The following is an 11,608-nucleotide window of genomic DNA, read 5'->3' on the forward strand; positions in this document are numbered from 1 at the left end:
GTTAAGTGAGGAGCGAGTGTGATCAGGACGCGGTTCACCGAGGAATTCGGCGTCGAGCACCCGGTCGTGCAGGGCGGAATGCAGTGGGTGGGGCGCGCCCCGCTCGTCGCCGCAGTCGCGAACGCGGGTGCGCTCGGCTTCATCACGGCGTTGACGCAGCCGACGCCGCAGGACCTGACCACGGAGATCGCGCGCTGCCGCGAGCTCACCGACCGGCCGTTCGGGGTCAACCTGACGATCCTGCCGGCGATCAACCCCCCGCCCTACGCCGAGTACCGGCGGGCGATCATCGAGGCAGGCGTGCCGATCGTCGAGACGGCCGGGTCGAATCCCGCCGAGCACCTGGCGCACTTCCACGCCCACGGCATCAAGGTGATCCACAAGTGCACCAGCGTCCGGCACGCGGTCAAGGCCGAGTCGCTCGGCGTGGACGCGGTGAGCATCGACGGGTTCGAGTGCGCGGGACACCCCGGCGAGGACGACATCCCCGGCCTGGTGCTGATCCCGGCCGCCGCCGACCGGCTGTCCATCCCGATGATCGCCTCCGGCGGGTTCGCCGACGCCCGCGGCCTCGTCGCGGCGCTCGCGCTCGGCGCGGACGGGATCAACATGGGCACCCGGTTCATGGCCACGGTCGAGTCCGGCATCCACGACAACGTCAAGCAGCGGCTGGTCGAGGCCGGGGAGCGCGACACCCAGCTGATCTTCCGCCAGCTGCGCAACACGGCGCGGGTGGCCGACAACTCGGTGAGCCGCGAGGTCGTGGCCCGGCTGAACGACGGCGCGGCGTTCGAGGAGGTCCGCGACCTGGTGGCCGGCGCCCGCGGCGTCGGGGTCTACGAGACCGGCGACCTGGACCGCGGCATCTGGTCGGCCGGGATGGTGCAGGGCCTCATCCGCGACATCCCGACGTGCGCGGACCTGGTGTCGCGCATCGTCGGTGACGCCGTCGAGATCATCCGCGGCCGGCTCGGGGGCGCCGTCGCGGCCCAGCCGGTCGCCGCGGGATGACCGCGCGTTCCGCCCCCGCCCGCAGCGGTGTGGAGCTGCCCATCAGCACGGGCCCCAGGACGGACGGCCGTCCGTTCCCCGGCCGGGGGTGCCTTCCGTAGCGTCGATCGGACCGCCACCCCGCACCGGCCCGCACCGTCGCCCGACCGCGCGTGCACGGGCTGCCCCTCGACCGCGAGGACAACGATGTTCGGTCTGCCTGCCGTGACGGCGCTCTTCGTGATCGGTGGCTTCGCCGCCGCCGTCGTGCTGTCGATCCTGTTCGCACTGCGCTTCTCCGCCGACGACGAGGAGTGGGTGACGCTCGACGACCTGTTCCGCCGGTCGTGATCCCCGTCCCCAGTCTCCCGCTCCGGATCGAGGTATGCCCGTGATCGTGTCCTGGAAGACGATCGCCGTGATCGTCGCGTACATGCTGGTCGTCATCGCGATCGGGGTCTGGTCGACCAAGCGCGTCAGCTCGATGCGCGACTACCTGGTCGCGGGCGACGGCTTCGGCCGCTGGGTCGTGTCCTTCGGCATCGTCGGTGCGATCGTGAGCGGCGCCGGCGTGCTCGGCAACGCGGGCTCGGGCTACGGCACCGGCTACGCGCTCTACGTCCAGACAATGGGGCTGAGCTTCCTCGGGCTGACGCTGGCGTACTTCCTGCTGGCCAAGCCGATGACCGTGATCGCCAAGAAGCACGAGGTGTACACGCTGCCCGACGTCCTCGCGTTGCGCTACGGCGACAGCACGGCGGTGCGCATCCTCTCCGGCGTCGCCACGGCGCTCGGGTCGATGATCTACCTGGTCGTGCAGTTCGTCGCGATCGGCTACATCGGCACGACGATCTTCGGGTGGAGCCTCGGGCTGTCGCTGTTCGTCGGCGGGGCCGTCGTCGTGGCGTACTGCGTCGGCGGCGGGATCGTCGCCGCGATGTGGACGAACTTCTTCCAGCTGCTCGTGCTGAGCGTCTTCGTCGTCTACTTCGCCGTGTACACCGTCGGACAGGTCGGCGGGCTCACCGCGCTCCACCGGCAGATGACCGAGATCGACCCTGAACTCGTGCAGCCCTGGCACGCGAGCGGCGCCTTCGCGTGGCAGAACGTGCTCGTCTATGCGTTCTTCGTCGGGCTGCTCGCCTACGCGGGCGTGCCGCACATCAGCACGAAGTTCCTCACGATCCGCAACCTCGAGGTGATCCGCTGGATCCCGCTGATCTCCTGCTTCCTGTACCTGTTCGCCGTCGCCGCCACCTGGATCGGCATGGCCTACCGGGTGCAGGCCGAGCAGGGGCTGGTGCCGCCCGTCGACGAGCCCGACGCCGTCCTCCCGGCGCTCATGCTCGACTCCTTCGGCCCGGTCGTCGTCGGCATCATGATCGCTGCGGTGCTCGCCGCCGTCATGTCCACCACCGACTCGTTCATGGTGCTGAGCGGGGCAGCGATCGTCCGCGACATCGCGAAGAAGGGGCTCGGGCTGCGCCTGTCCGACCGCCAGGAGATGACGTGGAGCCGGGTGGCGTCGGTGCTGGTCATGGTCGTCGCCGGGTTCATCGCGCTCAACCCGCCGGAGTTCGTGCTGTCGCTGATGGCCGTGGCGTGGGGCGCGCTCGCCGCGATGCTGGGCCCGGTGCTCTACCTGGGCGTGCGGTGGAAGCGCGCGACGACGCAGGGCGCGATCGCCGCCCTCGTCGCCGGCATCGCGATCGGTGGCGTGCTGGCGCTGCTCAACCGCACGGTCTTCGCCGACGCCCCGCTGCTCGCCCCGTGGAACATCGCCGCGATCGGTGTCGCGGTGTCCTACCTGGCGCTGATCGTGGTCTCGCTGCTCACGAAGCCGCAGCCCAGCCGGATGTTCGCGCACTTCGCCGCGCACGCCGGCACCCCGGCCGACCCCGCCCTGGATGCGGCCGGGCCGAGTCGTCCGTGACCGGCCGCCGCCGTTCCCCACCCCTCCGAACCCGCCTTGATCAGCGAACCAGGGACCTGAGCCGCACCCCGAGCGTGTTGCCGAATCGGGCCCGCGGACGCGCGATGGTGATCGCTGCGAGAAGTACCTGACGTCGCCGCGACAGCACCCATGCACTTCTCGGACCGATCGCCCGGTCCTGATCGCTGCGAGAAGTACCTGACGTCGCCGCGACAGCACGCACGCACTGCTCGGACCGATCATCCGGTCCTGGTCGCTGCGAGAAGTACCTGACGTCGCCGCGACAGCACGCACGCACTGCTCGCACCGATCATCCGGTCCTGGTCGCTGCGAGAAGCACCAGACGTCGCCGCAACAGCACCCACGCACTCCTCGCACCGATCACCCGACCCTGATCACCCCCACACGTACGCCACCGTCGCAGCACCCACACCCAGGTACTGACCAGATCGATCATCACGAACCGCGCCCCGGCCAGCAGCGTCGAGCACGGGCGGATGGCCGTGATCGAAGATCGACCGACCACCATGTGCCCGTGATCGACGCAGCGCCCGCGGTGCGGGCCTGACCGACTCGGCAACAGGCTCCCGGTGCGGTCCATGTCCCGATCTCGCCGATCATGGCCGGAAGCACGCCTCGAACCGGCCCGATGATCATCGTGAGGGGGTGGATCGGGACCACCGCAAGGTGCGCGAGCACGCAGCAGGGGCGGGCTCGTCCAGGACAGGCCTGGGCCCGCGCCGGGAACGGCCGCCCACCCAGCCACGATATTCGGCAGTTCTGCCAACCCGGCCACCCCGCCGACGGGCAGGAGCAGGGGGAACCCGGCCGACTGCGCCGAAGACCAGGGCCGGGGTGTGAGGCAGTGGTCGCGAGCCGGGAACGGCGCGCCCACAGGAGATTCCACGACGACGTAGACGTGAGAGGGGTTGGATCTTTCCCGAACCCCGCTCACGTCTACGTGGTCGTGCAGCGGGCGCGGAACGCGGAACGTGGACGGCCGCGTCCGCAGGATGCGCCACGAGCGAGACGTCAGCGGGGTTTGATCTCCAGCAGACCCCGCTCACGTCTCATTGATCATGCAACGGTCGCGTTCCGGAACGCGAGGTGGCCGTGATCAGCGGAAATGGTGCGAGGTCGACAGATCGAGCGTGTGGCCGGCTCGGGCGTCGGATGCCCGGTGGTGATCGCTGCGAGAAGCACCTGACGTCGCCGCGACAGCACCCCGGCACTGATCGAAACGATCACCCGGCGGTGATCGCTCCGACATGTACGCCACCGTCGCAGCGACAGCACCCCCGCACTGCTCGGACCGATCACCAGGCCGTGATCGCTCCGACAAGTACGCCACTGTCGCCGCGCCCGCCCTCAGGTGCTGATCAGACCGATCACCGCGCACCGCGTCCCGGCCAGCAGCGTCGACCATGGGCGGGCGGTCGTGATCGGCGATCGACCGACCACCGTGGGCCGGGATCGACGCAGCGTTCGCAGCGCGGGTCGTGACCGATTCGGCAACAGGGTCAGGCTCCCCTGCAGCACATGTCCCGTTTCCGCCGATCAAGAGCGCGAGCAGTCGTGTGATCGGAACCGCCGAACGCCTGTCACGGCACCTCCCCGAACACCGGTGGCCGCTTCTCGAAGTTCGCCGCGACCGCCTCGACCTGGTTGGGGCTGCCGATGAGCGCCCCGATCTCGGCCTGCTCCGCGGCGAAGCCGTCGGCGAGGTCCACTCGCCCCGCCATGTCCAGCAGCCGCTTGGCGGCGCGGACCGCGTGCGGGTTGCGGCCCGCGATCTCCCGGGCCAGCGTCAGCGCCGCACCGCGGGGGTCCGGGTCGGTGCGCGTGCACAGCCCGAGCGCCGCGGCCTCCTCGCCGGTCACGACCCGCCCGGTGAGCGTCAGCTCCTTTGCGACGTCCCGGCCGACCAACTCGGGCAGCAGTTGGGTGCCGGTCATGTCGGGGATCAGCCCCCACACCACCTCCATCACCGACAGCCGCGCGTCCGGCGCGACGATCCGGATGTCGGCCCCGAGGGCGATCTGCAGTCCGCCTCCGAGCGCGTTGCCCCGCACCGCGGCGATCACCGGCACCGGCAGCTCCGCCCACGCGTACGCCGCGCGCTGCCCCGCCGCCTTCGCCGGCCCGTCCGAGGGTGGCAGCTGCGCCGTGGCCGACAGCCGCTCGCCCGAGGCCATCGCCCGGAACGCGCCGAAGTCCAGGCCCGCGCAGAAGTCCGGCCCCTCGCCGGACAGCACCACGACCCGCACCGACCGGTCGTCCTTCAGCCGTTCGCCCGCCGTCACCAGGCCGGCGAACATCGCAGGGTCGAGCGCGTTGCGTTTCTCCGGTCGTGACAGCCGGACGTCGGCCACTCCGTCCGTGACCGTCACGCAGACCCGCTGCTCGCTCATCTCGATCACTCCCCGTCGGCATTGTCTCTTCGCTCCGCCAGCTCCGCTCAGCGTTGTCCGTTCGCTCCGCCAGCTCCGCTCAGCGTTGTCCGTTCGCTCCGCCAGCTCTCCGCTCAGCGTTGTCCGTTCGCTCCGCTCAGCGCCCCGTGAACCTGGCAGGGCGCTTCTCGAGGAACGACGCCACCCCCTCGGCGTGGTCGGCTGAGGCAAAACACTCCGCCATCGCCACCCGCGTGGCGCCGACGTGGGCGCGCAGGTCCGCGCCCGCACCCTCGAGCACGAGCTTCTTGGTGCGCACCAGCGCGAAAGGCGACGCCATCGCGATCGTGCGGGCGAGCCGCTCCGCGGCGGCCGGCAGCTCCTCGGGCTCGACCACGTCGGTCGCGAACCCGAGGGCCAGCGCCTGCCCGGCGTCGAGGTCCTCGCCGGTGTAGAGCAGTCGCAGCGCCGGCCCGACGCCGATCTGGCGGGGCAGCAGCCAGGTTCCCGCGCCGGTGTCGGACACCAGCCCGCGGTGCACGAAGTTCCAGCGGAACCGGGCCCGCGTCGACACGACGCGCAGGTCGGCCTGCGTGGCGAACTCGGCGCCCATGCCGACGGCCATCCCGTCGACGGCCGCCACGACCGGCTTCGGGCACCCCATCAGCAGCGGAACGCAGCCTCCGCCGTCGCCGTCGGCACGACCGCGGTCACCCGGTTCGCGGCCGGCCAGGTCGGCGAGGTCGATCCCGGCGCAGAAGCTGCCCGGCACTCCCGTGACCAGCAGGACCCGCACCTGCTCGTCGGCGCCGGCCCGCGCGACGCAGGCGGTGAACTCCGCCAGCATCGCGTAGGTCATCGCGCCGCGCTTCTCCGGCCGGTCGATCGTGACGGTGGCGACGCCCTCGGTCACCTCGTAGCGGATCTCGCGCATCGGCGGGCTCCTCCTGCTTCGCTGCCGGGGGACAGAGCCATGCTAGCTGAACGTTCGTTAAGCGAGCTAGCGCCTCCGAGATCGCCTCCCTCTTTCCTCATCGCCGACGCGGTGCCATGCTGGCTGAACGATCGTTAAGGAGGCCAACGTGGACTTCGAACTCCCGGTGGAACTGACCCAACGGCTCGCCGAGCTCGACGAGTTCGTCGAGCGGGAGATCAGACCCCTCCAGTCGCAGGACGACAACGAGCGGTTCTTCGACCACCGCCGCGAGTACTCCCGCACCGACTTCGAGAACGGCGGCGTGCCGCGGCGCGAGTGGGAGGAGCTGCTCGGCGAGATGTTCCGCCGCGCCGACGCCGCCGGCTGGCTGCGCTACGGGCTGCCGAAGGAGGTCGGCGGCTGCGACGGCAGCAACCTGGACATGGCGGTCATCCGCGAGCACCTCGCCCGCAAGGGTCTCGGCCTGCACAACGACCTGCAGAACGAGGCGTCGGTGGTCGGGGACTTCCCGTTCGTCCACATGATGCTCGCCTTCGGTACGCGCGAGCAGAAGGAGGAGTTCCTGGAGCCGATGCTGAGCCGCACCAAGCGGATCGGCTTCGGCCTCACCGAGCCCGACCACGGCAGCGACGCCACGTGGATGGAGACCACGGCCGTCCGCGACGGGGACGACTGGATCCTCAACGGGGCGAAGCGGTTCAACTCCGGCATGCACTCGGCAACGCACGACGTGGTGTTCGCGCGGACGTCCGGGAAGCCGGGGGACGCCCGCGGGATCACGGCGTTCTTCACCCCGACCGACAGCCCGGGCTTCTCGGTGGACTTCCACTGGTGGACGTTCAACATGCCCACCGACCACGCCGAGGTGACGATCCGGGACGTGCGGGTGCCGCACTCGGCGATCTTCGGTGAGGAGGGTCAGGGGTTGGCGGTCGCGCAGACGTTCGTGCACGAGAACCGGATCCGCCAGGCCGCCTCCGGGGTCGGCGCCGGGCAGTTCTGCGTCGACCGCAGCGTGGCCTACGCGCGTGAGCGGGTGACGTTCGGCCAACCGCTGGCCACCCGCCAGGCGATCCAGTGGCCGTTGGTGGAGCTGCAGACCGAGGCGGAGATGCTGCGCGGTCTGGTGCGCAAGACGGCGTGGGAGCTGGACCGGGTGCCGCACATGGAGATCAGTGACAAGGTCTCGATGTGCAACTACCGGGCCAACCGGTTCGTCTGCGAGGCGGCCGACCGCGCCATGCAGGTGCACGGCGGCCTGGGTTACACCCGGCACACGCCGTTCGAGCACATCTACCGCCACCACCGCCGCTACCGCATCACCGAGGGCTCCGAGGAGGTCCAGATGCGCAAGGTGGCGGGGTACCTGTTCGGGTTCGCCGGCCCCCGCAGGATCCGCGGATGACCGGCGATTTCCGGGAGATCGGCAGGCGGCTGTCGAACTGGGGCAGCTGGGACGTCGACGGGCGGCGCGACGTGCGGGGCACCACGAGCCTGGATGCCACGCCGGCCGCACAGGGCACCGAGGTGCGCGCGGGTGACGTCTTCATGGCAGCGCCGCCGATCAGGTTCCGCCGCGCGCTCGGCTCGCCGATCAACCCCCTGGCCGTCAAGTGAGGACGTCCGTGCAGGTAGCCTGGCTGCCCCTGACCGACCGGACGCCTGATGGGAGGTGGCCGCGTGGCGAGTCCCGCCCGTCCGCATCCCGCCCGTCCGCACCCGGCTACGTCCGGCTCGTCGCGGTCGAGCCTGCCGGGGGAGTCGGGCATCCTGGACGCGGCGATCGCGGTCATGGCCGAGCACGGCTACCACGGCACCTCCGTGCGGGACATCGCGGTGCGCGCCGGGGTGAGCCCGGCGGCGCTCTACCACCACTTCACCTCGAAGCAGCAGGTCCTCGCCACGATCATGGAACGGGGGATCGAGGCGTTGCTGCACCGCACCTCCACGGCGCTCGACGCGGCGGGCGAGCACCCCGCGGACCGGCTGCGGGCGCTGGTCGAGGTGCAGGTGCTGTTCCACCTCGAGGACCAGCGGGGCACGCTGCTGGGCACCAGCGAGCTGCGTGCGCTGGAGGAGCCGGTCCGCAGCGCGCACCGGGCCAAGCGGCTGCAGCAGCAGCGCTACTTCGACGCGACCGTCGCGGACGGGGTGGCGCGGGAGGTGTTCACCACCTCCCTGCCGGACGAGGCCGCGCGGGCGATCGTGGTGATGTGCACCGGCGTCGCGGGCTGGTTCTCCGCAGGCGGCCGGCTGAGCCGCGCCCAGGTGGTGCGCCGCTACCAGCGGCTGGCCCTCGACATGGTCGGGTCGCGCACCGGCTGATCCCGGCTCGCGGAGGTGTCCGGTGACGACCCCCGTGCTCGACGGGCGCGCGGTCGACGCGTCCGACCCGGACGTGCTGGCCCGCCTGCTGGAGCGCCGGCTCGCGGTGGTGCTGGGTACCGGGGTGACGGTGCCGCCTCCGACCCGGCTCACCGGTGGGGCCAGCCTGGAGACGTGGTCGTTCGCCGCGCACGGGGCCGGCGGACCACCGCGGCGGCTCGTGCTGCGCCGCGACCCGCCCGGCGCCGGGCGCCCGGAGGGGATGGCCAGGGAGGCGGACGCCATCGCCGCCGCGCAGGCCGGGGGTGTCCCGGTGCCGCGGCTGGTCGACAGCGGCACCGACCCGGCGGTGCTGGGCTCGCCGTACCTGCTCACCGAGCACGTCGACGGCGAGACGATCGCGCGCCGGCTGCTGCGGGAGCCCCGGTACGCCGCGGCGCGCAAAGGCCTGGCCGCCGAGCTGGGACGCACGCTCGCCCGCATCCACGCGATCCCGGTCGAGGACGTGCCGGGCTTGGAGCCGGTCGAGCCGCTGGAGAGCCTGCGCGCCACCTACGACGCGCTCGGCGAGCCGCTGCCGACCATCGAGATCGCGATGAAGTGGCTGGAGCGCAACCGCCCCGCCGACGTGGCCGAGACCGTGGTGCACGGCGACTTCCGCACCGGCAACCTGATCGTCGACCCCGACGGGCTGCGGGCGGTGCTCGACTGGGAGGTGGTGCACCGCGGCGATCCGCGCGAGGACCTCGGCTGGCTGTGCGTGAAGTGCTGGCGCTTCGGCTCGCCGCTGCCCGCGGGCGGGTTCGGCACCGTCGAGCAGCTCCTCGACGGCTACGCGGAGGTGGCCGGGCACCGCCCCGACCCGGAGGCCGTGCGCTGGTGGCAGGTGTACGGCACCGCGCGCTGGGCCGTCGGCTGCCGGGGCATGGCCGAGCGGCACCTGTCGGGGCAGACGCCGTCGGTCGAGCTCGCCGCGATCGGCCGGCGCGTGTGCGAGCAGGAGCACGACGTGCTGCTCGCGCTGGGACTGCCCGCGGACCCGCCGGAGGCGGGGGACCCGGCGCCCGGCTCCGACCTGCACGGCCACCCCACGGCGGCGGAGCTCGTGGCCGCCGTCTCGATGTTCCTGCGCGAGGACGTCATGCCCGCCACCGAGGGCAGGCTGAACTTCCTCGCGCGGGTGGCCGCGGGCGCGCTCGACGGCGTCGGGCGCGAGCTGCTGCTCGGGCCGGAGCAGGAGCGGCGGCACCGCGAGCGCCTCGCCGCGTTCGCCCACGAGGACCAGGCGGGGCTCGCCGCGGCGATCCGCGCCGGCGTGCTCGAGGCGGACGACCCCGCGCTGCTCGCCGCCGTCCGGGCCGCGGTGACCGACCGGCTCGCCGTGGCCAACCCGCGCTACCTGGCCCACCCCGGCTGACGGGGGACCGTTCCCACCGCTGCTCGACCACGGAGGATCGATGAGGATCAGTGACGTGGTGGCGTTCGCCGCGATGCGGGCGCCCGAGGTGACCGCGCTGGAGTTCGAGGACAGGGCGTGGAGCTACCGGGAGCTCCACGCCGACGTGTGCCGGCTCGCCCACGGCCTGGGCAGTATCGCCCGGCCCGGCGACCGGGTCGCCGTGCTCACCGAGAACAACCCGGAGTACGTGCTGGCCTACTACGGCGTGCCGCTCGCCGGGATGGCGCTGGTGTTCGTCAACCACCGGTTGGCGCCGCGCGAGGTCGTCGACCTGCTGTCCGACTCGACGCCCAGCGTGCTTGTCACCGAGGGGAAGTTCCTCTACACGGCCCGGGCGGCCGCGGCGGCGGTCGACTCGATCCGCACGATCGTCACCGTCGACGGGCCGGCCGAGGACGCGCTCGGGTTCGCCGCGCTGCTGGACGGGCGGCCGGCCACCGAGCCCGCCCCGCCCGACGAGGACGCGCCCGCCTGGCTGCTCTACACCTCCGGCACGACCGGACGGGCGAAGGGCGCCGTCCTGACCCACCGCAACGTCGCCGCCGCCGTGGTCAACGCCGGCGTGAGCTGGTCGCGGGGCGGTGAGGAGCGCGTCGTGTCGCTGTGCCCGTGGCCGCTGTGCCACATCGCGGGCTACGGCGTGCTGGTGTCGCACATGGTCGCCGACACGGTGGTGCTGCTGCGCCGCTACGACCCGGAGGGTTTCCTCGCCGCCGTGGCGCGGCACCGGGTGACCAGCACGACCGTGGCGCCGACGATGCTCGCGATGCTGCTGCGCCACCCCGCGTTCGACTCCTACGACACCTCGTCGATCACGCGCATCGGCTACGGCTCGGCGCCGATGCCGGTGGCGACCCTGCGCGAGGGGATGCGCCGCTTCCCGAACGCCTCGTTCCAGACCGGGTTCGGGATGACCGAGCTCGCCGGCAACGTGCTCGTGCACAGCGCTGAGGACCACGTCGCCGCGGCGGCCGGGCGCACCGAGCTGCTGGCGTCGGTGGGCAGGCCGATGGCCGTGTCGGCCGTCCGGGTGGTCGACGAGACCGGGACCGACTGCGCCCCGGACGAGGTGGGCGAGCTCGTGGTCCGTGGCGACCAGGTGTGCTCCGCGTACTGGAACCGCCCGGACGCGAGTGCCGAGGCGTTCCGCGACGGCTGGTTCCACAGCGGTGACCTCGCCCGCCGGGACGCCGAGGGCTACTTCTACATCGTCGACCGCAGGAAGGACATGATCCTCACCGGCGGGGAGAACGTGTACTCCCGCGAGGTCGAGGAGGTGCTGCACCAGCACCCGGCGGTGGCAGCGGCCGCGGTGGTCGGGGTGCCGGACGAGGTGTGGGGCGAGCGGGTGGTCGCGGTGATCGAGCCGCTGGCCGGGCAGCGGCCCACCGGGGCCGAGATCCGCGAGTTCTGCGCGGGGCAGCTGGCCGGTTACAAGTGCCCCCGCCAGGTGCTGATCGTCGACGGGCTGCCGCGCAACACCGTCGGAAAGATCCTCAAGCGCGAGCTGCGGGCCCGGGTGCGCGACGCCGTTGACACGGCCGGGAGCCCCTCGTAGCGTGACTTAACGGTCG

Annotated in this window: 10 protein-coding genes; 8 read left to right on the plus strand and 2 right to left on the minus strand. The window is 72.1% G+C overall.

Going from position 1 to position 11,608, the window contains the following annotated elements; all coding sequences use genetic code 11:
- Positions 1 to 18: 18 nt before the first annotated feature.
- The 3 genes from CFP66_RS18505 to CFP66_RS18510 all read left to right on the plus strand — a co-directional run bounded on the left by CFP66_RS18505 (position 19) and on the right by CFP66_RS18510 (position 2,923).
- Positions 19 to 1,011 (plus strand): nitronate monooxygenase family protein, encoded by a 993-nt coding sequence (locus CFP66_RS18505; protein WP_094925863.1) that lies wholly within the window; start codon positions 19 to 21, stop codon positions 1,009 to 1,011.
- A 186-nt stretch (positions 1,012 to 1,197) separates the two neighbouring features.
- Positions 1,198 to 1,341: a hypothetical protein gene (locus CFP66_RS47955; RefSeq protein ID WP_158228142.1), complete on the plus strand. Its 144-nt coding sequence runs from the start codon at positions 1,198 to 1,200 to the stop codon at positions 1,339 to 1,341.
- 34 nt (positions 1,342 to 1,375) lie between these two features.
- Positions 1,376 to 2,923, plus strand: a complete 1,548-nt coding sequence (locus CFP66_RS18510; protein WP_094925865.1) for a hypothetical protein — start codon at positions 1,376 to 1,378, stop codon at positions 2,921 to 2,923.
- 1,601 nt (positions 2,924 to 4,524) lie between these two features.
- Here CFP66_RS18510 and CFP66_RS18515 read toward each other — a convergent pair.
- Entirely contained in the window at positions 4,525 to 5,334 is an 810-nt protein-coding gene (locus CFP66_RS18515) for a crotonase/enoyl-CoA hydratase family protein (protein WP_094926249.1), read from the minus strand.
- Positions 5,335 to 5,470: 136 nt separating this feature from the next.
- Positions 5,471 to 6,247: an enoyl-CoA hydratase/isomerase family protein gene (locus tag CFP66_RS18520; RefSeq protein WP_094925867.1), complete on the minus strand. Its 777-nt coding sequence runs from the start codon at positions 6,245 to 6,247 to the stop codon at positions 5,471 to 5,473.
- Positions 6,248 to 6,395: 148 nt separating this feature from the next.
- Here CFP66_RS18520 and CFP66_RS18525 point away from each other — a divergent pair, with 148 nt between their 5' ends.
- The 5 genes from CFP66_RS18525 (at position 6,396) to CFP66_RS18545 (ending at position 11,592) form a co-directional block, all read left to right on the plus strand.
- The gene (locus CFP66_RS18525; RefSeq protein WP_094925869.1) at positions 6,396 to 7,655 is read left to right on the plus strand and encodes an acyl-CoA dehydrogenase family protein; all 1,260 of its coding nucleotides are present in this window, start codon (positions 6,396 to 6,398) and stop codon (positions 7,653 to 7,655) included.
- A complete protein-coding gene (locus tag CFP66_RS18530) occupies positions 7,652 to 7,867 on the plus strand; it encodes a hypothetical protein (RefSeq protein ID WP_094925871.1) in 216 nt (71 codons plus the stop codon). Before CFP66_RS18525 ends, CFP66_RS18530 begins: the two co-directional genes overlap by 4 nt.
- Before the next feature lie 63 nt (positions 7,868 to 7,930).
- Entirely contained in the window at positions 7,931 to 8,575 is a 645-nt protein-coding gene (locus CFP66_RS18535) for a TetR/AcrR family transcriptional regulator (protein WP_158228143.1), read from the plus strand.
- Positions 8,576 to 8,597: 22 nt separating this feature from the next.
- The gene (locus tag CFP66_RS18540; RefSeq protein WP_233159527.1) at positions 8,598 to 9,992 is read left to right on the plus strand and encodes a phosphotransferase family protein; all 1,395 of its coding nucleotides are present in this window, start codon (positions 8,598 to 8,600) and stop codon (positions 9,990 to 9,992) included.
- Positions 9,993 to 10,032: 40 nt separating this feature from the next.
- Entirely contained in the window at positions 10,033 to 11,592 is a 1,560-nt protein-coding gene (locus CFP66_RS18545; protein WP_094925875.1) for a class I adenylate-forming enzyme family protein, read from the plus strand.
- The last annotated feature ends 16 nt before the right edge of the window (positions 11,593 to 11,608 follow it).

Origin of the sequence: Pseudonocardia sp. MH-G8 (assembly GCF_002262885.1) — a bacterium.
Classification (GTDB): Bacteria; Actinomycetota; Actinomycetes; order Mycobacteriales; family Pseudonocardiaceae; genus Pseudonocardia.